The sequence below is a fragment of the Azonexus caeni genome (genome assembly GCF_048146105.1).
GTDB lineage: Bacteria > Pseudomonadota > Gammaproteobacteria > Burkholderiales > Rhodocyclaceae > Azonexus > Azonexus aromaticus_B.
Window position 1 is genome coordinate 35,388 of the sequence record NZ_JBKJAD010000013.1, and the last position, 25,926, is coordinate 61,313.

The following is a 25,926-nucleotide window of genomic DNA, read 5'->3' on the forward strand; positions in this document are numbered from 1 at the left end:
AATCCCGGCGATGAATTCGCCGCGCTACGTTCATCTTCGTCTCCATTCGGAATATTCGGTCACCGACGGCATCGTCCGCATCGGCGACGCGGTCAAGCGGGCAGCCGGCGACGGCATGCCGGCGCTGGCGCTGACCGACCTCGGCAACCTGTTCGGCCTCGTCAAGTTCTATACCGGTGCCCGCGGCAAGGGCGTCAAGCCGGTGGCCGGCGCCGATGTCTGGATCGCCAACCCGGAAGCGCCGGACGCTCCCAGCCGCCTGCTGCTGCTGGTGCGCAACCGCCAGGGCTACCAGCAGTTGTGCGAACTGCTGACCCGCGCTTACACCACCGAGGGCCGGCGCGACCGCGCCGAGATCCGCCGCGAATGGTTCGCCGAAATCGGTTGCGACGGCCTGATCGCCCTTTCCGGCGCGCATCTCGGCGATGTCGGCGAAGCGCTGCTGAACGGCAATTTCGACCTGGCGACCGAACGTGCGCAGGCCTGGGAGGCAATCTTTCCCGATGCCTTCTACCTCGAAGTGCAGCGCTACGGCCAGCCGCAGCAGGAAGCGATCGTCCAGCAGACCGCCGACCTGGCCGGCGAAACCGGCATCCCGCTGGTCGCCACGCACCCGATCCAGTTCATGAACCGCGACGACTTCCGCGCCCACGAGGCGCGCGTCTGCATCGCCGAAGGTTACGTGCTGGGCGACCACCGGCGGCCGAAGATCTACACCGAGGAGCAGTACTTCAAGTCGCAGGACGAAATGTGCGAGCTGTTCGCCGACCTGCCGGAAGCGCTGGAAAACACGCTGGAAATCGCCCGCCGCTGCAACATCGAGATGACGCTGGGCAAGAACTTCCTGCCCAACTTCCCGATCCCGCCCGGCATGACGATCGACGAATTCCTCGTCGACGAGGCGAAGAAAGGCCTCGAAGTCCGTCTTGCCGAACTCTATCCTGACCCGGAAGTCCGCCAGCAACGCCGCCCGGAATACGACGAGCGGCTCGCCTTCGAGTGCAATACCATCGTCCAGATGGGCTTCCCCGGCTACTTCCTGATCGTTGCCGACTTCATCAACTGGGCCAAGCAGAACGGCGTGCCGGTCGGCCCCGGGCGGGGTTCCGGCGCCGGTTCGCTGGTCGCCTACAGCCTGCGCATCACCGACCTCGACCCGCTCGCCTACGCCCTGCTGTTCGAGCGCTTCCTCAACCCGGAGCGGGTCTCGATGCCCGACTTCGACGTCGACTTCTGCCAGGACAACCGCTGGCGCGTCATCGAGTACGTGCGCGAGCACTACGGCGCCGACGCGGTGAGCCAGATCGCCACCTTCGGCACCATGTCGTCGAAGGCGGTGATCCGCGACGTCGGCCGCGTCTTCGGCCTGCCTTATTCGATGTGCGACCGCATCTCGAAGCTGATCCCCATCGTCCAGAACAAGCCGGTGTCGCTGGCCGAGGCGCTGGAGCAGGAGCCGCAGCTACGCGAGATGATGGAGGGCGACGGCGACGGCGAAACCATCCGCGAACTGTTCGACCTGGCCAGCCGTCTCGAGGATTTGACGCGTAACGTCGGCATGCACGCCGGCGGCGTGCTGATCGCGCCGGGCAAGATCACCGAGTTCTGCCCGATCTACCAGGCCACCGGCGCCGACGCCTCGCCGGTCTCGCAGTTCGACAAGGACGACGTCGAGAAGGCCGGTCTGGTCAAGTTCGACTTCCTCGGCCTGCGCAACCTGACGATTATCGAACTGGCGCTCAAGTACATCGAGCGCATGACCGGCGAGAAGCTCGACCTGATGTCGCTCGGCTTCGAAGACCCGGGGGCCTACCAGATCCTGAAGGATGCCAACACGACGGCGATCTTCCAGGTCGAATCGGAAGGCATGAAGAAGCTGCTGAAAAAGCTGGCACCCGACCGTTTCGAAGACATCATCGCCGTGCTCGCGCTCTATCGTCCCGGCCCGCTCGGCTCCGGGATGGTGGACGACTTCATCCTGCGCAAGAAGGGCCAGCAGGCGATCGACTATTTCCACCCCGACCTGACCGCCTGCCTGGCGCCGACTTACGGCGTCATCGTGTACCAGGAACAGGTCATGCAGATCTCGCAGATCATCGGCGGCTACACGCTCGGTGGCGCCGACATGCTGCGCCGGGCGATGGGCAAGAAAAAGCCCGAGGAAATGGCCAAGCACCGCGAGACGATTGCCGCCGGCGCGAAGGAAAAGGGCTACGATCCGGCGCTCGCCGAGCAGTTGTTCGACCTGATGACCAAGTTCGCGGAATACGGCTTCAACAAGTCGCACACCGCCGCCTACGCCGTCGTCACCTATCACACCGCCTGGCTGAAGAAGTACCACTGCGCGGCCTTCATGGCGGCGACCATGTCGTCCGACATGGACAACACCGACACGGTCAAGATCTTCTACGAGGACACCGTCGCCAACAAGGTCAAGGTCCTCGGTCCCGACGTCAATGCTTCGGCCTACCGTTTCGAGCCGGTCGATCGCTCGACCATTCGCTACGGCCTCGGTGCGGTCAAGGGCACCGGCGAGCAGGCGGTCAATGACATCCTGCGCGCGCGCGAGGCCGGCGGTCCGTTCAAGGACCTGTTTGATTTCTGCCAGCGCTGCGACAAGCGCATGGTCAACCGCCGCACCATCGAGGCGCTGATCAAGGCCGGCGCCTTCGACAGCATCGACGCCGACCGCCACAAGCTGCTCGCCTCGGTCGGCATCGCCATGGAGTTTGCCGAACAGGCCGAGCGCAACGCGATGCAGACCAGCCTGTTCGACCTCGGCGATGTCGGCGAGGCGCACGCGCCGCAGTACCTGACGGTCAAGCCCTGGGACGAGAAGACGCAGTTGATGGAGGAGAAGACGGCGCTCGGCTTCTTCTTCTCGGGTCACCCGTACAACAGCTACAAGAAGGAACTGGGGCGCTTCGTCCGGCGCCCGTTGAACCGGCTCGAACCGTCCAAGGAGTTCCAGGTGCTGGCCGGCGTCGTGGTCGGCGTGCGCACGCAGATGACGCGCCGCGGCAAGATGCTCTTCGTCCAGCTCGACGACGGGACGACGATGGTCGAAGTCTCGGTGTTCAACGAGTTGTTCGAGGCCGAACGCGGCAAGATCGTCACCGACGAAATCCTGCTCGTCGAAGGCAAGGTCCGTTACGACGACTTCTCCGGCGGCAACGCCGTCGCCGCCGAACGCCTGATGACCCTTGGCGAAGCGCGGGCGCGCTTTGCCAAGCACCTGCTGCTGAAGATGAACGGCACGGCGGATGCCAGCCGCCTGCGCGCGCTGCTGCAACCCTTCGCGCCGGGGCCGGCGGCGGTCCGGGTGCGCTACCGCAACAGCAGCGCCCAGTGCGACCTGCTGCTCGGTCAGGCCTTGCAGGTCCGTCTCGACGATGCGCTGCTCGAAGCCTTGTCCGAATGGCTGCAGCCGGAGAACGTCGAGATCGTTTATTCATGACGATCCGCATCGATCGCGCGATGCTCGACGCGCTGGTCGATGCGGCGCGCGGGTCGGCGCGTCGTCGCCTGCATCGCAATCTGCATCAGGATGCCGCCGAACCCGTGCAGCGCCTGCTCATCGCGATCGAGCCGGATTCCTATGTCGTGCCGCATCGCCATTCCGCCCCGGGCAAGCGGGAGACGTTGACCCTGCTGCGCGGTCGCCTGGGGCTGATCCTGTTCGACAATGGCGGTCGGGTGCAGGAAACCTGCCTGCTGGAAGCGGGGGGTGAGGTGCTCGGCGTCGAGCTGGCCGCCGGCGTCTATCACAGCGTCGTCGCGCTCGACACCGGAACCGTCATCTTCGAGGTCAAGGCCGGCCCCTATAATCCGGCGCTCGATGTCGAGCGCGCGGCCTGGGCGCCGGCCGAGTCGGCGCCCGCGGGGCGTGACTACCTGGCCGGCCTGCACGCCCTCTTTGCCGCCAACCAGGCTTAAGCGACCAGTTCGCTCTTGAAGCCGATGCGCACGGCGCCCCAGTGGCGGCCGTTGATGCTGATCGGCATCGACAGGTCGTTGAGGATTTCGCCGGTGTCGCGGACATAGGTCTGGAACAGCGAGGATTTCTGGTTGCGCGCCAGCTTGATGCCGACCGGGTCGTTGAACAGGCGCTTGTGCCGGCACTTCGCCAGGTCCACCGCGGGGTCGCCGCTGGGCGGGTGAGAGAAGTTGCCGTTGTGGGCCGGCGCGTAGCCGTTGCTGTCGACGGCCAGCGAATAGACGAGGCCGGGCAGTTCGCCGAGCAGGCGGTCGTAGAGGCTGGTCAGTTCCTTGTCGCACTGGGCGTCGTAGACGGTCGTGTAGCGCTTCGGGTTGGAGCCGGGGATTTCCTTGTAGGCCTGGTCGAAGACATCGACGCCGCGCTCGGCGAGGCGCTGCAGGATGGCGGCGACGGCGTCGCGGAAGCCGATGCAGCGGTCGTGCAGGGTATCGAACATGCTGTTGCCGGTGCGGAAGTCGGCGAGCGTGCATTGCAGATCTTCGGTCGATTCGCGCAGCGTCTTCGCCGAATCCTGACACTGTTTCATGCGTCCGGAGATGTCGACCGAATGGTTGCGGATTTCCTCGACCTCGCGGTGGATCGCCTGGTTGCTCTCGCGCAGCTTGTAGATCGCGCTGGCGATCGTCGACAACTGCTCGGTGGTGCGCTTGAAGTCGCCGACCATGCTGCCGAGGTCGCGTGCCGAAGTACCGATATGGTCGTTGGCGCGGGTGACTTCGCCGACGATGGTTTGCGTCCGGGTCGAGGTGTCGGCGACCAGGTCGATCATCGACTGCGTGTTCTGGCCGATCACCAGGGTCGCCGTCTTGACCTTCTCGGCCAGCTTGCGCACCTCGTCGGCGACGACGGCGAAGCCGCGGCCGGCCTCGCCGGCGCGGGCGGCCTCGATCGCCGCGTTGAGGGCGAGCAGGTTGGTCTGGTCGGAAATGTCGTTGATCAGCGAGACGATCTCGTTGATCTTCATCGAACTGCTATGCAGTTCGACGACCGTCGTCGAGAAGTGCTCGATGTGCTCGTTGGTCGAGCGCATCGTGTTGGCGACCGATTCCATCTGGCTCAGCGAGCGTTGCGCCATTTCCAGATTGTTCTGCGTCGACGCCTGGATCGCGTCGGCGTTGCTGGCGACGTCGCCGACCGCCTGGTTGACCCGGTTGCTCGAGGCGAAGATGTCCTCGGCCAGCACTTCCTGGCGGCGTACCGCGTCGCCGGTCAGTTGCACCAGGTGGTTCATGCGCGCCGCGTCGGCGGCGATGCTGACGCTGCTGTTGCGGGCATGCGTGATCAGGCCGCGGATGCGGGTGAAGAAGCGGTTGAGATTGCCGGCGATGCGTCCGGCGACATCGCCGCCGCCGCTGCCGACCGGCTGGGCAAGATCGGCGGTGCCATCGGCAATCGCCGCGATGTCCCGATCAACCTTTTCCAGCGATGCCGAATTGCCAAACCAGCCCATTGATGTCTCCTCCTCCGATTTGCCTTGCTCTCCGTAGGGAATGCCTCTCGTGGGCCTTCCTGTCACCCTTGTGGGCGATCTATTCCGGAATGGTGTGTCGCGTCAGGTGCGCTGCCGCGCCGCCAGCCGGCCGAGCAGGAAACCCTTGATTTCGTGGAAGGGAATCGGTTTGCCGAAGACAGTGACGTCCTGGGGCATTTCCTTCTGACGGATTTCCTGGGCGTCGATGGCGCTGACGACGATGATGTCCATCGGGCTCAGTTCGGGCATCGCGCGCAGGCGGCGGATCATTTCGAAACCGTCCATGCCCGGCATCATCAGATCGGCGATCAGGATGTCCGGCATGCGCTGCCCGACCTGCAGCAGGCCTTCAAAGCCGTCGCCGACGATGCGCAGGGTCACCGGCAGCTTCCAGCTGTCGAAAGTCATCCGGTAGAGCTTCTGCAAGGTCGGATCGTCTTCGGCGATCAGGATGTCGAGCTGGCCGGCGGCGTCGCCGTTGCGGGCGATCTGCTTGCGCCGCTTGGCGAGCAGGGCATCCACCGAGCTGGCCGGAATCCGGCGATGACCGCCGGCCGTCTTCCAGGCATCGAGGACGCCGTTTTCAACCATGTTCTGGACCGTGCCCAGGGAGACGCCCAAACGTTGCGCGGCCTGACGGGTGCTGAGAAATTCGTTGTCTGCCATTGTTGTCGCCAAAATTGCAAATTTGCCAAATTGTAACCGAAAGCCGTTACCTTTGTGTAAAGAATCTCAGGCAGCCGGATTTTCCGATTTTGCCAAAGCCGCCGAGGAGACTGGCATAATCCGCGCATCAAAAATTCATAATCACGGGAGCGGGTACGGGGGTGCTCAAGCTGCTGGTTTTCCTGCCGGTTGTCGGCGCTGCCCTGCTGGCCGTGGCGCCGGCACGGGCGCAACTGCAATGGCGGCTGGCGTTGCTGGCGGCGCTGCTGGCGCTGCTGCTGGTCGGCGGCCTGCTGCTGCGCTTCGATCCGGCCGGCGCTGCCGTCCAGATGTACGAGAGCCAGGCCTGGAACGTCCGCCTCGGTTCCTACTTCGCGCTCGGCGTCGATGGCATCTCGCTCGCCATGCTGACGCTGAGCGCCGTCCTGACGCTGGTCGCGGTGATCGTCTCGCGCGGCATCCCGGGCGGCGGCAAGCTCTATTACTGCCTGCTGTTGCTGCTCGAATCGGCGATGTTCGGCGTGTTCACCGCGCGCGACTGGTCGCTCTTCTACGTCTTCTGGGAAGCGACGCTGATTCCGCTGTTCTTCATGATCGACCGTCTCGGCGGCGACAACCGGCAACGCGCGGCACTCAACTTCTTTCTGTATACCCTGGGCGGCTCGGTGTTCATGCTGGTGGCGCTGCTTTTCCTCTATGACGCGGCGCCCGGCCACAGTTTCGCCATGCACGACATGGCGCAGGGCGGGCGCAGCCTGCCGCTGCCACTGCAACTGCTGATCTTTGCCGGGCTGTTCATTGGTTTCGCGGTCAAGATGCCGGTCGTTCCGCTGCACGGCTGGTTGCCGCTGGCCCACGTCGAGGCGCCGAGCCCGGTGTCCATCCTGCTTTCCGGCGTGCTGCTGAAAATGGGCGCCTACGGCCTGCTGCGCGCCGCCGAGACCTTGCCCGCCGCCTTCCAGGCGATGCAGTCCTGGCTGCTGCTGCTGGCGCTGGGCAGCCTGCTCTACGGCGCGCTGCTCGCCTGGCGCCAGCAGGACCTGAAGGGGATGGTCGCCTACTCGTCGATTTCGCACATGGGCGTCGTCCTGCTCGGCATCGCCGCGCTCAACCCCGCCGGCTTCAATGGCGCCGTGCTACAGATGGTTGCGCACGGGCTGGCGGCGGCGCTGCTGTTCCTGATCGTCGGTCTCCTCTACCGGCGCACGCACCGCCGCGACCTCGCCGACTACGGCGGTCTGTACGGGCTGGCGCCACGCTTCGCCTTCTTCATCGCTTTCGGCCTGCTGGCGGCGATTGGTCTGCCGGGCAGTGCCGGTTTCGTCGCCGAACTGCACGTCCTGTACGGCGCCTACGGGCGCTGGGGGTTTGCCGTGGTGGCGCTGGGCATTGCCATGCTGGTCGCGGCGGCCTACGGCCTGCGGGTGATCGGCCGTTTCTGCCAGCCGGCGCCGGCGGGGGCGACGCTGGCCGACCTGACGCGCAGCGAGACGGTTGCCGCCAGCTTGCTGGCGCTGGCGATCGTCTTCCTCGGGGTGTGGCCGACGCCGCTGCTGACCTTGGTCGGCGGCAGTACGGCACGCCTTGCCGCCCTGTTCGCGGGGAGCTGAGATGACGGCGACGCCTCCGTCCTCCCGCGACGAGCGCCTGCGGCACTGGCTGGCCGAACTGGAGCACATCCTGCCGGCGCAGGCGCCGATCCGCGATTTCGTCCACCACAACACCCTGCATGGCTTTCAGCACCTGCCGTTCGCCGAGGCGCTGGCGGCGGCGCAGGCGGTGACCGGGGCGCGCTGCTACTGGCCGCTGGCGCGTTTCCGGGAAGCCTACGCCAGTGGCCGGATCAGTCGCGACGACCTGCTCGCCGCGCTGGCCGATGCCGGCATCGACGATCTCGAAGTGCCGCTATGTGGCGGGCTCCGCCGCCGCGACGTCTGGCTGGCGGCGCTCCTGGTCGACGATACCGCGCCGCCCGCCGCCGCCCGCCTGGCGGCCTGTCGGCAACTGCTGCCGGCGCCGCCGGCCGTGGACTGGCGGGAATTCGCCGCCCGTCGCTGGGCCGCGCTGGCCGCCGGGGTCGGCCGCCAGCACAGCCTGCGCGACCTGTTCGCCCGGCTCAGCGGCGAGGACGTGCTGGCCTCGGTGCGCGGCATCCTGCAACGCCACCTGGCGGCGCATCTCGATCTGGGCATGGCGGCCTGGCGCAACCCGGCCCACGGCCAGGGCTTCTACGCCGCCTGGAAAGCCAGCGCCGGCCGCGACCTCGCCTGGGAACTCGACGAACTGCCCGATATCCGCGACGAGATCCAGCACCTGCCGGACGACGCCGTCGTCCTGCTCGAGGCGGAACTGCGCGAGCTGCAGCCGGACGAGGCGGGCTGGTACGACACCCTGCTGCGTTTGGCGCTGGAAATGCCCGGCTGGTCCGGCATGTTCCTGCGCCGCGACCGGCATCCGCTGGCCGACGCCGGGGTGCCGGTGGCGATGGTCGATTACCTGGCCGTCCGCGTCTTCCTCGAACGCCGCCTGTGCGGCGAACTGCTGCGCCGGCTGATCGGCAGTCCGGGCGGGCTGGCCGAACTCGACGCCTATTACCGGGCGCATCCGGCCGAATTCCTGGTCCGCGACGCCTGGCACCTTGGCAGCCTGCCGGAAGACCTGCTGGCGGCCGCCGGCCGGCTGTGCGCTGTGCCGCCGGCCGCTATGCTGGCCAATGCGGCGGCCTGGGAAGGGCTGGTGCCGGCGGTCGCCGCCCATTTTGCCGACGCTGCGGCGGCAGCCGAGGCGCGTGCCCTGGCCGGGCTGCTTGAACAATTGGGAGAGGCGGCGCCGAGCGGCCTCGACGAGAGCGGAGCGCGGGCGCTGCTCGACGAACTGGCGCGACTGACGCCGGAATTGCGCGGCCAGCTCTGGCTGGAGGCCTACGAAGGGCATTACCGCGAGCAGTTGTTCGGCGCCCTGGCCGCCAACGCCGGTCGCCGCCAGGTCGCGCCGGCGCCGACGGCGCAGGTGGTGATGTGCATGGATGACCGCGAGGAAGGCACGCGCCGCCACCTCGAGGAGATCGCACCGGACATCGAGACCTTCGGCGCCGCCGGCTTCTTCGGCCTGCCGATGTACTGGCAGGGGCTGGACGACGCGCAGCCGATCGCCCTCTGCCCGGTGGTCGTGACACCCGACCGCCTGGTGCGCGAGCAGCCCCTGGCTGGCAGCGAGGCCGCCGGCGCCCGCCATGCCCGCCGGCGCGAGTTGCGCCTGCGCTGGCGCGAGCGCCTCTACCAGGACACCCGGCGCGCCCCTCTGGCCGGACCCCTGCTGACCGCCGCCGCCGGCTTGCCGGCGCTCGCCGCGTTGACCGCGACGACGCTGGCGCCAGCCTGGCTGGCGCGGGCGACCCGGCGCTGGCGCGAAAGATTTGACGGCCGGGTCGCCAGCGAACCGGTGCTGACGCGCGCGGCCAGCGACGATTCCGGCCGGCTGCCGGTATTCAGCGACGAGGAACAGGTCGAGCGGGTCGAGGATTTCCTACGCACCATCGGCCTCACCGACGGTTTCGCGCCGCTCGTGCTGATGTTCGGTCACGCTTCCGGCAGTCGCAACAACCCGCACCTCTCGGCCTACGATTGCGGCGCCTGCTCTGGCCGGCACGGCGGGCCGAACGCCCGCGTCTTCGCCGCCATGGCCAACCGCCCCGAAGTCCGGGCCGGGCTGGCCGGGCGCGGCATCGTCATTCCGTCCACCTGCCATTTCGTCGCCGCCGAACACCATACCGGCGACGACAGCATCGAGTGGTACGACCTCGACCGCCTGCCGGCAAGCCACCAGGCGGATTTCGACCAGTTGCTGGCGAAGCTCTCGGAAGCCTGCCGCTGGCACGCCGTCGAACGTTGCCGCCGGCTCGCCTCGGCGCCGCCGCGGCCGAACCCGTGGCAGGCGATGCGCCACGTCGCCGGCCGCGTCGCCGATCCGGCGCAGGCCCGCCCGGAACTCGGCCACGCCACCAACGCCGCCGCTTTCATCGGCCGGCGGACGATGAGCCGCGGTCTCTTCCTCGACCGCCGGGTGTTCCTGATTTCCTACGACCCCGAGGCCGACAGCGACGGTGCCATCGTCGAGCGCATCCTGCTCGCCGCCGGCCCGGTCGGTGCCGGCATCGCCCTCGAATACTACTTTTCCACCGTCGACAACGAGGCCTGGGGCTGCGGCTCCAAGGTCACCCACAACCTGACCGGCTTGTTCGGGGTCATGGAAGGTGCCGAGTCCGATCTGCGCACCGGCCTGCCCTGGCAGATGGTCGAAATCCACGAGCCGATGCGCCTGCTCGTCGTCGTCGAACAGAAACCCGAAGTGCTGTCCGCCATCGTCGCCCGTCAGCCGGCTCTGCAGGAACTGGTCGGCAATGCCTGGATCAATCTCGGCGCGCGCGACCCGACGAGCGGCGCGCTGCACCGCTACTGCCCGCGCCGCGGCTGGCTGCCCTGGGCGGGGAGCCGCGTGCTGCCGCAGGTGGCGCGTTCGCACGACTGGTTCGCCGGCGAATCCGGGCCGCTGGCGCCGGCCGTGCTGCTGGGAGGCGTGACATGATCGAACTCTTGCGCAACGTCGCCGACGGCGTCTGGCTGGTGCCCTTGCTGCCGCTGTTCGCCGCCATGGTGGTTGGTCTGCGCGTGCTGCTCGGGCGCTGCGCCGGCGATGCCGGCGAAGTGCCGACGGCGCGCTTGAGCGAACTGGCGGCGCTCGGCAGCCTGCTTCTGCTGCTGCTGATCGACCTTGCCGTGTACTGGCACGGCTGGCCCGGCCAGCGGGTGTTCGCCACGTGGTTTGCCGCCGCCCACTGGCGCGGCCAGATTTCCTTCCTGCTCGACGCCTTGTCGCTGCCGGTGGCGACGCTGAGTGCGCTGATCGGCTGGCTGGTGGTGCGTTTCTCGGCCGCCTACCTGCATCGCGAGGCGGGCTTCAATCGCTACTTCATCGTCCTCGGTCTCTTCCTTTCCGGGCTGCAGGCGCTGCTGCTGGCCGGCAACGGGCTGCTGCTCTTCCTCGGTTGGGAAATGTGCGGGGTCGCTTCCTTCCTGCTCATCGGCTACGCCTGGCAGCGCCCGCTGGCGACCGGCAACGCGCTGTTCGCCTTCGTCAGCAACCGCGTCGGCGACGCCGGCCTGCTCTTCTCGCTTGGGCTGGCCGCCTACTGGGCCGGCAGTTTCGAGTGGCCGGCGCTGTTCGACGCCCAGTTGTCGCTGGTCGACCTGCGCGTGCTGGTGCTCGGCTTCGCCGTCGCCGCCCTGGCCAAGTCGGCGCAACTGCCGTTCACGCCGTGGATCGCCCGGGCGCTGGAGGGACCGACGCCGTCGTCGGCGATCTTCTACGGCGCGCTGCTGGTCCATGCCGGCGTCTTCCTGATGCTGCGCCTGTCGCCGCTGCTCGCCCAGTTGCCCGACGTGCAGGTGGCGCTGGTCGTGATCGGCGCGCTGACCGCGCTCTATGCCTGGCTGTGTGGCCTGGTGCAGAGCGACGTCAAGTCGGCGCTGATCTTCGCCACGGTCTTCCAGGTCGGCCTGATGTTCGTTGCCATCGGCCTCGGCTGGACGACGCTGGCCACCTGGCACCTCTGCCTGCACGCTGCCTGGCGCGCCTGGCAGTTCCTGCTGGCGCCGTCCTGGCTGCAGCTGACCCGCGGCCGCCCGGCGCCGCCGCCGGGCTGGCTGGTGCGCAGCCAGACGCTGTACACGGCGGCGCTGCAGCGCTTCTGGCTCGACCGCCTGGGCATCATCCTGCTCGCCGCGCCGACCGCGGCAATCGCCCGCGACGTGCGGGCGCTGGAAGAAAACTTCATCGACCGCGTTATCGGCGAGCCCGGGCGCGGTCGGGCGGTCGCGCCGGAGCGCCCGCTGGTCCAGGCCGACGGCTTGCCCGGCCGGCTGCTGGCGCTGCTCGCCGATTTCCTGCAACGCATCGAGAACCGCCTCCTTCTGCGCGGCCGCGGCGGTGCCGCCGAGCGCCTGCTGCGCGAAGCCGGCCGCTGGCTGGTGACGCTGGAGGGGCTGCTCGAACAACCGCGTTACCTGATGATGGCGGTGATGGCGACTTTCGTGGTGATCCTCTGATGCCGAGCGAGACTTTCTGGTTCCAGCAGGCGGCGCTGCCGCTGCTCGCCCTCCTGCAACTGCTGCCGCTGGCCGGCGCGGCGCTGGTCTATGCGCTCGGCGAACGGCCGGCGGCGGTACTCGGCGGCAAGCTGTGCGCGCTGGCCGTCCTTCTTTTCGCCGGCTACGTCGCCGCCCAGGTCGACCCGACGCGGGCCGGTCTGCAACTGGCGGAACGCGGGGCGCTGCTCGGCTACCACGTCGCGGTCGACGGCATTGCCATCGTTTTCCTGCTGCTGGCGGCGCTGCTGACGCTGCTGATGACGCTGTACGGGATGAGCCGCGGCATGATCTCGCCGGGCCGCCTGTTCTCGGTGCTGCTGCTGGCCGAGGCGGGGCTGGTCGGCATGCTGGTCACGGTCAATATCGCCTGGTTCGCCTTCTTCTCGGCGCTGGAACTGTGGGCGGTGGTTTATCTGCTGCGGCGCTGGGCGTCGTCGCGCGCCGAGACCCAGGCGCTGGCGCGCTTCATCCAGTACCAGGGTTTCGGGCTGGCGCTCTTCGTCGCCGGCTGCTTCGTGCTCGGCTGGGGCTATGCCGAAAACACCGGCGGGCGCTGGAGCTTCGACCTCTTCGACCTGAGCGGCACGCTGCCCGCCGGCAAGTTCCAGACCGCCGCCTTCTACCTGCTGTTCTACGGTCTGGCGGTTCGCACACCGCTCTTCCCGCTGCACGGCTGGCTGCCCAACATGGCGCAGCACGGGCTGATCGCGGTGGCGCCGGCGCTGATGGTCGGGGTCAAGGTCGGCATCTACGGCATGGCCCGCTTCGTCCTGCCGCTGACGCCGGACGCTGTCCTCGCCTGGCAGCCCTACGTCGTCGGCTTCGCCATGGCCGGCGTCTTCTTCACCGCCGCGCTCGCCTTCCTGCAGAGCAACCTGCGCCGGCTGCTCGCCTTTGCCGTGGTCAGCCATACCAGCCTGCTGGTGATCGGCCTGTTCAGCCTGCACAGCGCCGGCATCCAGGGGGCGGTGCTGCTCGCCGCCAACTTCGGGTTGGCGGTGACCGGCATGTGGTTCATCGTCGGTTTCGTCTTCCGGCGCACCGGGACTACCGAACTGGGCGAACTGTCCGGCCTGTTCGAGCGCATTCCCTTCCTCGCCGTCGCCTTCCTGACCTGTGGTCTGGCCATCGTCGGCATGCCCGGCACGCCCGGTTTTGACGCCGCCCACCTGGTGCTGGAGGCGGCGATCGACCGCTTCGGCGCGCTGTCCACGGTCGCTACCGCGCTCGGCAACGTGGCCGCCGCCGGCTTCCTGCTCTGGGCCTTCCAGAAGGCCTTCCTGTCGCAGGAGAAGACGGCGGGGCGCGACGTGGACCGGACGCTGGCGATGGAATACGCGGTCTGCGGCATCGCCCTGGCGGCGCTGCTGGCGATCGGCTTCTTCACCGAACCCTGGCTGCGCCTGACCGATACCGCCAGCCAGGCGCTGGCCGCGAGGTTCGTCCAATGAGCCCGCTGTTTCCTGAACTGCCCGTGCTCTCGCTGCTGGTGTTGCTGCCGGTTGCCGCCGCCGGGCTGCTCTGGCTGTTGCCGGCCCGCCTGGCGCGGCCGGCGACTTTCGTCGCGCTGGCGGCGGTGCTGGCGCTGGCGACGCTGGCGCTGTTTTCCTATCGTCCGGAGACGGCCGGTTTCCAGCTCATGGAACGCTGGCCGTGGCTGACCGGGCTCGGCGTCGACTGGCTGCTCGCGGTGGATGGGCTGTCGGTGCTCTTCCTGCCGGCGACCGCATTGCTCTTCCTCGGCGCGCTGACTGTCGCCGGCGACGCCGGCGCCAACGCGCCGCGCCTCTTCCACAGCCTGCTCCTGCTTCTGCTGGCGGCGACGCTGGGCATCTTCTGTGCGATCGACCTGATCGTCTTCTTCGTCTTCTGGGAATTCAGCCTGGTTCCGGTCTATTTCCTGCTGGCGCGCTGGGGCGCCACCGCCGGGGCGCCGCAGGTCGCCGCGCGCTACGTGCTGATCATGCTCGCCGGCGGCTTTCCGCTGCTGCTGGCCTTTGTCGTCGTCGGCAGCGGCGGCGGCAGTTTCGACCTGACGGTCTTGCTCGGCCATCCGCTGCCGCTGCGCGAGCAGCGCATCGTCCTCGTCCTGATGCTGATCGGCTTCGGCCTCAAGCTGCCGCTGGTGCCGCTGCATACCTGGCTACCGCAGTTCGCGCTGGCGGCGCCGGCCAGCCTGAGCGCGCTGCTGCTCGGGCTGAAGGTCGGCGCCTACGGGCTGGTCAGGTTCGCCATTCCGTTGGCGCCGCAGGCGGCGCAGGACTGGCACTGGCTGCTCGCCGGGTTCGGCACGGTGACGCTGATCTACGGCGCGGTCGGCGTCCTGGCGCACAGCAACCTGCGCGTCGGCATGGCCTACGCCAGCATCTGCCACGTCGGGCTGGCAACACTCGGTCTGTCGACGCTCTCCGGGCAGGGCGCGCAGGGGGCGATCTCGTTGCTGCTCAGCTTCACGGTGGCGAGCGGCGGCGGCATGCTGCTGCTCGAATGCCTGCGCCAGCGCACCGGGTCGACCGACGTCCAGGCGCTGGGCGGGGCGGCCCGGACCATGCCGTTGCTCGCCAGCGGGGTGCTGATGTGCGGCCTGGCCGGCGTCGGCATGCCGGGGACGAGCAGCTTTCCGGCTGAGTTCCTGCTCATCCTGGCGACGCTGGATCGCTACACCGGGGCCGGCATGGCGGCGCTGTTCGGGTTGGCGATCGCCGCCGGCGCCTTTCTCGCCCTCTACCGCAAGGCCTTCTTCGGGCCGCTGACGCAGCCGGCGGTGGCCAGCGCCAGCGATCTGCGGCCAGCAGAGTGGTGGGTCCTGCTGGCGCTGATCGCGATGATCGTCGGCATCGGCGTCTATCCGGCGCCCTGGCTGGATATCGTGCGCCCGTCGGCGGAGGCCTGGGCGGCCGGGCTGCAGCGGGGCTAGGCGATGGCAGCGACCTCTGCACAGGCGCCGGAGCGGCCGCGTTGCCGCGGCTGCCGCCACTACTACATCACCTTCGACGCCGATTTTCCCTACGGCTGCCGCCAGCTCGGCTTCAAGAGCGCGCGCGAGCCGATGCGCGACGTCATCGCGTCGTCGGGGCAGCCCTGCCTCTATTTCACGCCGGGCAAGCCGGCGCCCGGCTGATCAGGCCTTCTTGACGAATTCCGACTTCAACTGCATGGCGCCGATGCCGTCGATCTTGCAGTCGATGTCGTGGTCGCCGTCGATCAGGCGAATGTTCTTGACCTTGGTGCCGACCTTGACCACCGACGACGAGCCCTTGATCTTCAGGTCCTTGATCACGGTGACGCTGTCGCCGTCCTTGAGTTCGTTGCCGTTGGCGTCACGCCAGACCTTGGCTTCTTCTTCGGCGACGGCCGGGCCGTCCTTCGGCCACTCATGGGCGCATTCGGGGCAGATGTAGAGCGGGCCGTCCTCGTAGGTGAAGGCGGAGTTGCATTGCGGGCAGTTGGGCAGGGCGCTCATGGTTCAGTATTCTTCCTGGTGGCCGCCCATCAGGTTGGGCAGCAGGCGGTGGGCACGCGCGATGGCGTGCGGGAGGTCGGCGCAGACGTTGTCGTCGCCGACGGCGTCGATGAAGCCGGCGCGGTAGAGCAGCGAGCCGGGTTGCGAATTGAGGCCGCACAGGAGCAGCGTGCAGCCGCGCTTGGCCAGCTTGTCGCGCAGGTTTTCCAGGCCTTCGAGGCCGGTGGTGTCGAGCTGGACCAGGCGGGTGGTGTCGAGGATCACAACCTCGGGGTGGCCGGCGCGCGGATCGAGCAGTTCTTCGAGCTTGTTCACGGCGCCGAAGAACAGCGAACCGTACAACTGCCAGGCGGCGACGCGCAGCGTGCCGTCGGGGTAGAGCAGGTGCGGCTCCTGCGCTTCATCGTCGAGCGGCAGGCGCTCGATGCGGGTCAGTTCGGACATGCGGTAGATGAAGAACAGGCTGGCCAGCACCATGCCAAGTTCGACGGCGATGGTCAGGTCGAAGAGCACGGTGACCAGGAAAACGCTGACCAGGATCAGGCGGTAGTTCCACGAATAGCGGTGCAGTTCCTTGAACTCGTGCCATTCGCCCATGTTGATGGCGACCACCATGACGATCGCCGACAGCGTCGCCAGCGGCACGTAGGCGGCGAGCGGCGCGGCGACCAGGACGACGGCGAGCAGCGTCAGCGCGTGGATGATGCCGGCGATCGGCGTGCGTCCGCCGGACTTGACGTTGGTCGAGGTGCGGGCGATCGCGCCGGTTGCCGCGAAGCCGCCGCAGAGCGGGGCGACGATGTTGGCCAGGCCCTGGGCGACGAGTTCCTGGTTGGGGTCGTGGCGGTCGTCGATCTGGCTGTCGGCGACGCGCGCCGAGAGCAGCGATTCGATGGCGCCGAGCAGGGCAATGGTGATCGCCGGCGAGATCAGCTTGCCGAAGTCGTGGATCGACATGGCGGGCAAACCGAAAGCCGGCAGTTCCTGTGGAATGCCGTTGAAGCGGCTGCCGATGGTTTCGACCGGCAGGTCGAGCGCCCAGGCGGCGACGGTGCCGACGACCAGCACGGCGAGCGGGCCGGGCGCCCGGCGCAGCGGCGCGAAACGTTGTGCCAGCCGGTTGTAGAAAAGCAGGAAGATCAAGCAGGCGATCGACAGCGCCAGTGTCGGCAGGTCGACGGTATGCGCGTGTGCCGCCAGCACCTTGATCCGGGCGAAGAACTCGGCCGGCAGGCTGGCGATGGTGAGGCCGAAGAAATCCTTGATCTGGGCGAGGAAGATGACGACGGCGATGCCGTTGGTGAAGCCGATGACGACGGTCACCGGGATGAAGCGGATCAACTGGCCCATGCGCGTCAGGCCCATGGCCAGCAGCATGACGCCGGCGAGCATGGTGGCGCCGAGCAGGTTGGCGAAGCCGTGGGCAGCGACGATGCCGTAGATGATGGGGATGAAGGCGCCGGTCGGGCCGCCGATCTGCACCCGCGAACCGCCGAGCAGCGAAATGATCAGGCCGGCGACGATGGCGGTCCAGATGCCGGCAGTCGGCGACACCCCGGAGGCAATAGCGAAGGCCATCGCCAACGGCAGCGCGAGAACGCCGACGGTGATCCCGGCGCCGAGGTCCTTGCCGAACTGGGCCCGGTCGTAAGTCGGCAGGCAATCCAGCAGCTTGGGACGGAAGGCGATCTTCATCATGACGCGCACTCGGGGAGAGAAGCGTTGCATTATATGAGTATGCTATTAATCGTCAATGTTAATCGTATGTTAATATCACGACGAAGGAATACGACTAGAGAAGACTCATGGAGAAACGCACTGCCCGCCTGACGCTGTTGATCGACCCGAGGAAGAAGCAGATCTTCGAGGAAATTTGTGCCGCGCAGGATCTGACGCCGTCGCAGGTCGTGCGCCGGCTGATCCGTCAGTACATCATTGACAATGCCGGCGAACGCGAATTGCCGGACTGGCTGCGCGCTTCGGTACGCGGCGATTAATCGCCATCCGCGCGGGGCGGCGCCAGGCGTCCGAGTTCGCGCAGGATGCGGCCGATCGCCCAGACCATGACGACCAGCCCGCCGCCAGCGCTGGCTAGCGCTTCCGCGGTGCTGCGCGGAAAACTGTCGAGGATCACGCCAGTGCCGCCAGCGAACCAGGCGACGCCGAGGGCGAGGCAAAGGAAACCGAACAGGTCGGCCAGCAGGTAGCCGAGCAGGCGGGAGCGAAGGTGGCGGGGCTGGGCTTTCATTGCGCCATTCTGACAAAAAAATGCGTTTCGGGCTTGACAAGCGGCTTTGTCAAGCTTGGTTATGCACAGCGCCGGATTTTCATCGCGGCCGGCTTTGTGCGGTCGCTGGTGAATTTGACAGATTCGACTGTCTGCCAATTAGTTGCGTGAAATCAGTGGCTTATGGATTTGCGCAAGTTTTGCGCAGGGTAAGGAAAAGCCTTGTGGGGCGGTCACTTAGCGATGTATCCCGCAAATAACCAACAGACTTATCCACAGGTTTTGTGGATAGATCGAAAACCTCTATGCCGGGGTGGCTATTGACCGCCAAACTTAAAGTAACGCTTTAAGAGTTGGGCGAAAATGCTGCGGTGCAAAAGAATTGGGCCGCTGTCGCGGCCCGGGTTTTTCTTGCTCTTACTTGACCCGCATGCCGGGTTGCGCCCCGCTGTCGGGCGCCAGCAGATAGAGCCCCGGCGTCTTGCCGTCGAGGTCGGAAGCGGCGAGCACCATGCCTTCGGAGAGGCCGAACTTCATCTTGCGCGGCGCCAGGTTGGCGACCATCACGGTCAGCCGGCCGACCAGTTGCGCCGGGTCGTAGGCCGCCTTGATGCCGGCGAAGACGTTGCGCGTCTTTTCTTCGCCGAGGTCCAGGGTCAGGCGCACCAGCTTGTCGGCGCCGTCGACGTGCTCGGCATTGACGATTTTCGCGATGCGCAGGTCGACCTTCATGAAGTCGTCGATGCTGCACAGGCCGTCGCTGCTGGCCGGGGCTTCCTTCTTTTCGACTGCCTTGGCGGCCGGCTTGGCCGGCGCTTCGGCGGTGGCCGGGGCCAGCGACTGCTTGTTGGCCTCGATCAGCGCTTCGATCTGCTTGGCGTCGACGCGCGTCATGAGGTGGCTGTAGGCGTTGATCGCGTGGCCGCCGGCGAGCAGCGTGCCGGCGTCGGCCCAGGTCAGCGGCGCCAGGTTCATGAAGGCCTCGACCTTGGCGGCGGTGGCCGGCAGCACCGGCTTCAGGAGCACGGTGAGCAGGCGGAACAGGTTGAGCGCGTTCGAGCAGGCGGCGTGCAGTTCGCTGTCCTTGCCTTCCTGCTTGGCCAGTTCCCAGGGCTTGACGCTGTCGACGTACTGGTTGGCGCCGTCGGTCAGGGCCATGATCTCGCGGATCGCCTTGCTGAATTCGCGTGCTTCGAACAGTTCGGCGATACGCGGCGCCGCATCGCGGATGGCGCGGATCGCCGGCAGGCTGTCGTCGGCCGGCGCCAGTTGGCCGTTGAAACGCTTGGCGATGAAGCCGGCGGCGCGGCTGGCGATGTTGACGTACTTGCCGACCAGGTCCGAATTCACGCGGGCGACGAAGTCGTCGAAGCTGAGGTCGATGTCTTCCATCGTGTTCGACAGCTTGGCGGCGAAGTAGTAGCGCAGCCATTCCGGGTTCATGCCGCTGTTCAGGAAGCTCTCGGCGGTGATGAAGGTGCCGCGCGACTTCGACATCTTGGCGCCGTCGACGGTGAGGAAGCCGTGCGCGAAGATCTTGGTCGGCGTGCGGTAGCCGGCGTGCTGCAGCTCGGCCGGCCAGAACAGCGCGTGGAAGTAGAGGATGTCCTTGCCGATGAAGTGGTAGAGCTCGGTTGCCGAGTCCTTGCGGAAATATTCGTCGAAATCGAGGCCCCGCTTGGCGCACAGGTTGCGGAACGAGCCCATGTAGCCGATCGGCGCGTCGAGCCAGACGTAGAAGTACTTGCCCGGCGCGTCGGGAATCTCGAAGCCGAAGTAGGGCGCGTCGCGCGAGATGTCCCAGTCGGACAGCTTGTTGTCGCCGGGGGCGCCCAGCCATTCCTGCATCTTGTTGGCGGCTTCCGCCTGGAGCACGCCACTGCTGGTGTATTCGCGCAGGAAGGCTTCGCAGCGCGGGTCGGAGAGCTTGAAGAAATAGTGGTCGGAGTGACGCAGTTCCGGCTTGGCGCCGGAGACGGCCGAGAACGGCTCGATCAGGTCGGTCGGCGCGTAGGCGGCGCCGCAGACTTCGCAGTTGTCGCCGTACTGGTCCTTGGCGTGGCACTTCGGGCATTCGCCCTTGATGAAGCGGTCGGGCAGGAACATCTGCTTGACCGGGTCGTAGTACTGCTCGATCGAACGAACCTCGATCAGGCCGGCGGCCTTGAGCTTGCCGTAGATGTCATTGGCGCAGTCGCGGGTCTCCGGCGAGTGGGTGCTGTAATAGTTGTCGAAGCCGACCAGGAAGCCGGCGAAGTCGCGCGAGTGCTCACCATGGACGCGGGCGATCAGTTGTTCCGGCGTGATCCCCTCTTTTTCGGCGCGCAACATGATCGGCGTGCCGTGCGTGTCGTCGGCGCAGACGTACCAGCATTCGTTGCCGGACATCTTCTGGAAGCGCACCCAGATGTCGGTCTGGATGTATTCGACGAGGTGGCCGAGGTGGATGGCGCCGTTGGCGTAGGGCAGGGCGGAGGTGACGAGGATCTTGCGCGACATGGGGCGACGGAGTTGAGCAAAACCCGGATTCTACCGCGCTCTGGCCCAAAGCCGAGGGAGGGCTTGTTGCGGCGCGGGAGAAAGCTGGATGTCGCAAGCGTGGATTGATACATTTATCAGTTGATCCGGCGGCCAGTGCTGGGCAGAATTCGTCCTATCCAGGAGGGATTATGAATTTTGCCGTTATCGAGGACAGCCGTAGTCAGGCCGAAGTGCTGAAGGCTTTGTTGAAGAGCGAGGGCTATCAGGTCGAGGTGTTTGCCGACGGGCAGTCCTTTCTCGACGTGCTGGCCACGCGCAGCTTCGATTTCTACGTCGTGGACTGGGTTCTGCCCGATATCGGCGGCGACGTGCTGGTCGGCAAGATCCGCGAGCGTTACGGCTGGGATGTGCCGATCGTCGTTTGTACCGCGCGCACGGAGGAAGAGCACGCCTCCGACATCCTGCGCCTGGGCGCCGACGATTACGTGCCGAAGCCGGTCCGCTACATGGAATTCCTCGCCCGCGTCGATGCGCTGCTGCGCCGGCGCCGGGCCAAACAGCCGGATCTGCTGCGCGTCGGCAACATCGAAGTCGATATCGAGGGCCGGCGGGTTCGTCTGGCGGGCCAGGAAGTTGACCTGACGCAGCGCGAGTTCGACCTCGCCGCCGTCTTCCTGAAGAACATCGGCCGGGTGCTGCCGCGTGAGGAACTGCTGGCCGCCGTCTGGGCGCGCGAGACCGACGTCGATACGCGTACCGTCGATACCCACGCCAGCCGCTTGCGCAAGAAGCTCGGCCTGTCCGGCGAAAGCGGCCTGATGCTGACCTCGGTCTACGGCCAGGGTTATCGCCTGGATACCGTCTCCGGCTGATTTGCGGCGCGGCTTTGGGCTATACTCTACGAAATCAGTCGGGTATTGTCCGACGCCAGCCCAAGCGGAGTGTCCATGAGCCTTACCGAACAGCAGGTCAGAAATGTCCTGGCCGAAACCATCGATCCCAATACCGGGAAGAGCTATCTTGCCGGCAAGTGCCTGAAGAATCTGCGCCTTGATGCCGACGGGGTCGCCTTCGACATCGAACTCGGCTACCCGGCGAACAGCCAGCACGAGATCATCCGCCAGCAGATCGTCGATGCGCTGGCCGCGTTGCCGGGCGCCGGCAGGATTGCTGTCCGCGTCTCCAGCAACATCGTCGCCCACGCCGTCCAGCTCGGCGTCAAGCTGCTGCCGGGGGTGCGCAACATCATCGCCGTCGCCTCCGGCAAGGGCGGCGTCGGCAAGAGTACGACGGCGGTCAACCTGGCGTTGGCGCTGGCTCAGGAAGGCGCCCGGGTCGGCTTGCTCGACGCCGATATCTACGGCCCGTCGCAGCCGCAGATGCTGGGGTTGGCCGGTCGCCAGCCGGAATCGCTCGACGGCAAGCGGATGGAGCCGCTCGAGGCTTACGGCGTGCAGGCGATGTCGATCGGTTTCATGGTCGATGTCGAGACGCCGATGGTCTGGCGCGGGCCGATGGTGGCGCAGGCACTCGACCAGTTGCTCAACGAGACGCACTGGCAGGACGTCGATTACCTGATCGTCGACATGCCGCCGGGTACCGGCGACACGCAATTGTCGCTGGCGCAGAAAGTGCCGGTGACCGGCGCGGTGATCGTCACCACGCCGCAGGACATCGCCCTGATCGACGCGCGCAAGGGGCTGAAGATGTTCGAGAAGGTGAACATCCCGATCCTCGGCATCGTCGAGAACATGAGCATCCACGTCTGTTCGAACTGCGGTCACGCCGAGCACATCTTCGGTGAAGGCGGCGGCGAGCAGATGTGCAAGGACTACGACGTCGAGTTCCTGGGCAGCCTGCCGCTGGAAATGAGCATCCGCCAGATGGCCGACGGCGGCAAGCCGACGGTGGTTGGCGCGCCGGATTCGCCGGCCGCCGAAATCTATCGTCGCATCGCCCGCCGGGTGGCGGTCAAGGTCGCCGAAAAGGCCAAGGACATGAGTTCGAAGTTCCCCAACATCGTCGTCCAGAACACCTGATTTTTTTACACATTGCAGCGAATAAAGGCGGGTAAAATCCCGCCTTTATTTTTGGTTGACCGCAGGATTCCCGTATGGCCATCAAATCGGACAAGTGGATACGCCGCATGGCGCAGGAACACGGCATGATCGAGCCGTTCGCGCCGGAACTGGTGCGCGAGGCGAACGGCCAGAAGATCGTCTCCTACGGTACCTCGAGCTACGGCTACGACATCCGCTGCGCGCGCGAATTCAAGGTGTTTACCAACATCAATTCGACCGTTGTCGATCCCAAGAACTTCGACCCGAAGTCCTTCGTCGAGATCGAATCCGACGTCTGCATCATTCCGCCGAACTCCTTCGCGCTGGCGCGCACCATGGAATACTTCCGCATCCCGCGCTCGGTGCTCACCGTCTGCCTCGGCAAATCGACCTATGCGCGCTGCGGCATCATCGTCAACGTGACGCCTTTCGAGCCGGAATGGGAAGGCCATGTCACGCTCGAATTCTCGAACACCACGCCGCTGCCGGCCAAGATCTACGCCGGCGAAGGCTGCGCCCAGGTGCTGTTCTTCGAGTCCGACGAAGTCTGCGAGACCTCGTACAAGGATCGCGGTGGCAAGTACCAGGGGCAGGAAGGCGTCACCCTGCCCAAGATCTGACCGCATTCCGTAACGTAAACCGCTTATTCTCCGACCCGCTGCGGCGGGTCGCCGCTTTTGGGGATACACCATGCGCTTCCATTTTCCGGTCATCATCATCGATGAAGACTTCCGTTCCGAAAACGCCTCCGGGCTGGGGATCCGCGCCCTGGCCGACGCCTTGCAGAGCGAGGGGCTGGAAGTGCTGGGCGTCACCAGCTATGGCGACCTGACCTCGTTCGCCCAGCAGCAGAGCCGGGCGTCGGCCTTCATCCTGTCGATCGACGACGAGGAACTGGCGCTCGAACCGGAGGAGACGCTCGCCGAACTGCGCGCCTTCGTCGGCGAAATCCGCCACAAGAACGCCGAGATCCCGATCTTCCTGCACGGCGAGACGCGCACCAGCCGTCACATCCCGAACGACATCCTGCGCGAACTGCACGGCTTCATCCACATGCACGAGGACACGCCGGAATTCATCGCCCGCAACATCAAGCGCGAGGCGCACGCCTACCTCGACAGCCTGCCGCCGCCCTTCTTCCGCGCGCTGACCCACTACGCCGCCGACGGCTCCTACTCCTGGCACTGCCCCGGCCACTCGGGCGGCGTCGCCTTCCTGAAGAGCCCGGTCGGCCAGATGTTCCACCAGTTCTTCGGCGAGAACATGCTGCGCGCCGACGTGTGCAACGCCGTGGAAGAGCTCGGCCAGCTGCTCGACCACACCGGCCCGGTTGCCGCCTCCGAGCGCAACGCCGCGCGCATCTTCAACTGCGACCACCTCTACTTCGTCACCAACGGCACCTCGACCTCGAACAAGATCGTCTGGAACTCGACCGTGGCGCCGGGCGACATCGTCGTCGTCGACCGCAACTGCCACAAGTCGATCCTGCACTCGATCATCATGACCGGCGCCATCCCGGTGTTCCTGATGCCGACGCGCAACAACTTCGGCATCATCGGGCCGATCCCGAAGAGCGAATTCGCCTGGGAAAACATCCAGAAGAAGATTGATGCCAACCCCTTCATCGAGGACAAGACGGCGAAGCCGCGCGTGCTGACGATCACCCAGTCGACCTACGACGGCGTGCTCTACAACGTCGAGGACATCAAGGAGATGCTCGACGGCAAGATCGACACCCTGCATTTCGACGAGGCCTGGCTGCCGCACGCCGCCTTCCATGATTTCTACGGCGATTATCACGCCATCGGCGCCGACCGCCAGCGTTGCAAGGAATCGATGATCTTCGCCACGCAATCGACGCACAAGCTGCTCGCCGGCCTTTCGCAAGCCTCGCAGATCCTCGTCCAGGACTGCGAGGAACGCCACCTCGACCGCGATGCCTTCAACGAGGCCTACCTGATGCATACCTCGACCTCGCCGCAGTACTCGATCATCGCCTCGTGCGACGTCGCCGCGGCGATGATGGAAGCGCCGGGCGGCACCGCCCTGGTCGAGGAATCGATCGCCGAGGCGCTCGACTTCCGCCGCGCCATGCGCAAGGTCGACGAGGAATGGGGCACCGGTTGGTGGTTCAAGGTCTGGGGGCCGGACGACCTGTCCGAGGAAGGCATCGAGGAGCGCGATGCCTGGATGTTGAAGCCCGGCCACCGCTGGCACGGCTTTGGCAAACTCGCCGAAGGCTTCAACATGCTCGACCCGATCAAAGCGACGATCATCACCCCCGGCCTTGACGTCGATGGCGACTTCGGCGAGCGCGGCATCCCGGCAGCGATCGTCACCAAGTACCTCGCCGAACACGGGGTCATCGTCGAGAAGTGCGGCCTCTACAGCTTCTTCATCATGTTCACCATCGGCATCACCAAGGGCCGCTGGAACACGCTGGTTACCGCGCTGCAGCAGTTCAAGGACGATTACGACAAGAACCAGCCGCTGTGGAAGGTGCTGCCCGAGTTCGTGCAGAAGCACCCGCGCTACGAGCGCATGGGCCTCAAGGACCTGTGCAAGCAGATCCACGCGGTGTACAAGGAAAACGACGTCGCTCGCCTGACCACCGAGATGTACCTCTCGGACATGGTGCCGGCGATGCGTCCGGCCGACGCCTGGGCGCGCATGGCGCACCGCGAGATCGAGCGTGTCCGCCTCGACGAACTCGAAGACCGCATCACCTCGGTGCTGCTGACGCCCTACCCGCCGGGCATCCCGCTACTGATTCCGGGTGAGCGCTTCAACGCCACCATCGTCCGTTACCTGAAGTTCGCGCGCGACTTCAACGCCCGCTTCCCCGGCTTCGAGACCGACATCCACGGCCTGGTCAAGCGCGAGGACGGCGAGTACTACGTCGATTGCGTGCGCTGACCCCGCTTGTCGGCGGCCTCAGCGCCGCCGGTAGCTGACGAAGGCGCAGCCGGGACCGGCGCTGCGTGCGCTTTCCTGCCAGTCGGCAGCGGAGATTTCCGGGAACCAGGCGTCGCCCTCCGGCGCCAGCTCGACTTCGGTGATTTCCAGGCGGTCGGCGAGCACCATCGCCTGTTCGTAGATCTCGGCGCCGCCGATGACGAACAGCTTCTCCGCGTCCGCCGCCAGGGCGATGCCGTCGGTCAGCGCGTGGGCCAGTTCGGCGCCTGGCGCGTTGTAATCCCGTTGTCGGCTGATCACGATGTTGCGTCGGCCGGGCAGCGGCCGGAAGCGCTCGGGCAGCGACTCCCAGGTCTTGCGTCCCATCAGCACCGCGTGGCCGGCGGTCAGGCGCTTGAAATGCGCCATGTCCTCGGGAATGTTCCAGAGCAGCCGGTTGTCCTTGCCGATCACGCGGTTGCGAGCGACGGCGACGATCAGGATGATTTCGGGCATG

20 protein-coding genes are annotated in these 25,926 nt (G+C 66.5%); 13 read left to right on the forward strand and 7 right to left on the reverse strand.

Going from position 1 to position 25,926, the window contains the following annotated elements:
• Nucleotides 1-10: 10 nt before the first annotated feature.
• The gene (gene dnaE / locus ACLIIZ_RS13015; protein ID WP_416692739.1) at nt 11-3,457 is read left to right on the forward strand and encodes a DNA polymerase III subunit alpha; all 3,447 of its coding nucleotides are present in this window, start codon (nt 11-13) and stop codon (nt 3,455-3,457) included.
• Nucleotides 3,454-3,936: a WbuC family cupin fold metalloprotein gene (locus ACLIIZ_RS13020; protein ID WP_416692741.1), complete on the forward strand. Its 483-nt coding sequence runs from the start codon at nt 3,454-3,456 to the stop codon at nt 3,934-3,936. Before dnaE ends, ACLIIZ_RS13020 begins: the two co-directional genes overlap by 4 nt.
• On the opposite strand, the gene ACLIIZ_RS13025 is transcribed toward ACLIIZ_RS13020, so the two are convergent.
• Both ACLIIZ_RS13025 and ACLIIZ_RS13030 read right to left on the reverse strand, forming a co-directional pair.
• Entirely contained in the window at nt 3,933-5,450 is a 1,518-nt protein-coding gene (locus tag ACLIIZ_RS13025; protein WP_416692743.1) for a methyl-accepting chemotaxis protein, read from the reverse strand. The genes ACLIIZ_RS13020 and ACLIIZ_RS13025 overlap by 4 nt on opposite strands.
• Nucleotides 5,451-5,552: 102 nt before the next feature.
• Nucleotides 5,553-6,137 (reverse strand): response regulator, encoded by a 585-nt coding sequence (locus ACLIIZ_RS13030; protein WP_416692745.1) that lies wholly within the window; start codon nt 6,135-6,137, stop codon nt 5,553-5,555.
• 161 nt (nt 6,138-6,298) lie between these two features.
• Between ACLIIZ_RS13030 and ACLIIZ_RS13035 the strand changes: the two genes are divergently transcribed.
• From ACLIIZ_RS13035 to ACLIIZ_RS13060, 6 genes are read left to right on the forward strand one after another with little or no spacing between them, the layout of a single operon-like run.
• Nucleotides 6,299-7,747, forward strand: a complete 1,449-nt coding sequence (locus ACLIIZ_RS13035) for a complex I subunit 4 family protein (protein ID WP_416692746.1) — start codon at nt 6,299-6,301, stop codon at nt 7,745-7,747.
• A gap of 1 nt (nt 7,748) precedes the next feature.
• Nucleotides 7,749-10,721 carry a DUF2309 domain-containing protein gene (locus ACLIIZ_RS13040; RefSeq protein WP_416692749.1) on the forward strand — a complete coding sequence of 991 codons (2,973 nt, stop codon included), beginning with the start codon at nt 7,749-7,751 and terminating at the stop codon, nt 10,719-10,721.
• A complete protein-coding gene (locus ACLIIZ_RS13045; protein WP_416692750.1) occupies nt 10,718-12,241 on the forward strand; it encodes a proton-conducting transporter transmembrane domain-containing protein in 1,524 nt (507 codons plus the stop codon). The genes ACLIIZ_RS13040 and ACLIIZ_RS13045 overlap by 4 nt, the downstream gene beginning before the upstream one ends.
• Nucleotides 12,241-13,734 carry a complex I subunit 4 family protein gene (locus ACLIIZ_RS13050; protein ID WP_416692752.1) on the forward strand — a complete coding sequence of 498 codons (1,494 nt, stop codon included), beginning with the start codon at nt 12,241-12,243 and terminating at the stop codon, nt 13,732-13,734. Before ACLIIZ_RS13045 ends, ACLIIZ_RS13050 begins: the two co-directional genes overlap by 1 nt.
• Nucleotides 13,731-15,200: a complex I subunit 4 family protein gene (locus ACLIIZ_RS13055; RefSeq protein WP_416692754.1), complete on the forward strand. Its 1,470-nt coding sequence runs from the start codon at nt 13,731-13,733 to the stop codon at nt 15,198-15,200. Before ACLIIZ_RS13050 ends, ACLIIZ_RS13055 begins: the two co-directional genes overlap by 4 nt.
• A 3-nt stretch (nt 15,201-15,203) precedes the next feature.
• The gene (locus ACLIIZ_RS13060; RefSeq protein WP_416692755.1) at nt 15,204-15,404 is read left to right on the forward strand and encodes a hypothetical protein; all 201 of its coding nucleotides are present in this window, start codon (nt 15,204-15,206) and stop codon (nt 15,402-15,404) included.
• Here ACLIIZ_RS13060 and ACLIIZ_RS13065 read toward each other — a convergent pair whose 3' ends face one another.
• Both ACLIIZ_RS13065 and ACLIIZ_RS13070 read right to left on the reverse strand, forming a co-directional pair.
• Complete coding sequence (locus tag ACLIIZ_RS13065) at nt 15,405-15,746, reverse strand: zinc ribbon domain-containing protein YjdM (protein WP_416692757.1); 342 nt, start codon at nt 15,744-15,746, stop codon at nt 15,405-15,407.
• 3 nt (nt 15,747-15,749) lie between these two features.
• Complete coding sequence (locus tag ACLIIZ_RS13070) at nt 15,750-17,441, reverse strand: SulP family inorganic anion transporter (RefSeq protein ID WP_416692902.1); 1,692 nt, start codon at nt 17,439-17,441, stop codon at nt 15,750-15,752.
• Between the two features lie 110 nt (nt 17,442-17,551).
• On the opposite strand from ACLIIZ_RS13070, the gene ACLIIZ_RS13075 reads away from it, so the two are divergent.
• Nucleotides 17,552-17,743, forward strand: coding sequence for a CopG family transcriptional regulator (locus ACLIIZ_RS13075; protein ID WP_416692759.1), 192 nt, complete (start codon nt 17,552-17,554; stop codon nt 17,741-17,743).
• Here the strand turns inward: ACLIIZ_RS13075 and ACLIIZ_RS13080 are convergent.
• Together ACLIIZ_RS13080 and metG are read right to left on the reverse strand one after the other, a co-directional pair.
• A complete protein-coding gene (locus ACLIIZ_RS13080; RefSeq protein ID WP_416692761.1) occupies nt 17,740-17,994 on the reverse strand; it encodes a hypothetical protein in 255 nt (84 codons plus the stop codon). The two genes, ACLIIZ_RS13075 and ACLIIZ_RS13080, sit on opposite strands and share 4 nt — an antisense overlap.
• A gap of 396 nt (nt 17,995-18,390) precedes the next feature.
• On the reverse strand, nt 18,391-20,472 hold the full coding sequence (gene metG / locus ACLIIZ_RS13085) for a methionine--tRNA ligase (RefSeq protein WP_416692762.1): 2,082 nt from the start codon (nt 20,470-20,472) through the stop codon (nt 18,391-18,393).
• A 170-nt stretch (nt 20,473-20,642) separates the two neighbouring features.
• Here metG and ACLIIZ_RS13090 point away from each other — a divergent pair, with 170 nt between their 5' ends.
• The 4 genes from ACLIIZ_RS13090 (at nt 20,643) to ACLIIZ_RS13105 (ending at nt 25,430) form a co-directional block, all read left to right on the forward strand.
• Nucleotides 20,643-21,326 (forward strand): response regulator transcription factor, encoded by a 684-nt coding sequence (locus ACLIIZ_RS13090; RefSeq protein ID WP_416692764.1) that lies wholly within the window; start codon nt 20,643-20,645, stop codon nt 21,324-21,326.
• Nucleotides 21,327-21,401: 75 nt separating this feature from the next.
• The gene (gene apbC / locus ACLIIZ_RS13095; RefSeq protein WP_416692766.1) at nt 21,402-22,493 is read left to right on the forward strand and encodes an iron-sulfur cluster carrier protein ApbC; all 1,092 of its coding nucleotides are present in this window, start codon (nt 21,402-21,404) and stop codon (nt 22,491-22,493) included.
• Between the two features lie 74 nt (nt 22,494-22,567).
• Nucleotides 22,568-23,134 carry a dCTP deaminase gene (dcd, locus tag ACLIIZ_RS13100; protein WP_416692768.1) on the forward strand — a complete coding sequence of 189 codons (567 nt, stop codon included), beginning with the start codon at nt 22,568-22,570 and terminating at the stop codon, nt 23,132-23,134.
• 70 nt (nt 23,135-23,204) lie between these two features.
• The gene (locus tag ACLIIZ_RS13105; RefSeq protein ID WP_416692769.1) at nt 23,205-25,430 is read left to right on the forward strand and encodes an Orn/Lys/Arg family decarboxylase; all 2,226 of its coding nucleotides are present in this window, start codon (nt 23,205-23,207) and stop codon (nt 25,428-25,430) included.
• Between the two features lie 18 nt (nt 25,431-25,448).
• Here the strand turns inward: ACLIIZ_RS13105 and ACLIIZ_RS13110 are convergent, their stop codons facing one another.
• Nucleotides 25,449-25,925, reverse strand: coding sequence for a dihydrofolate reductase (locus ACLIIZ_RS13110; protein WP_416692770.1), 477 nt, complete (start codon nt 25,923-25,925; stop codon nt 25,449-25,451).
• Nucleotide 25,926 lies beyond the last annotated feature (1 nt).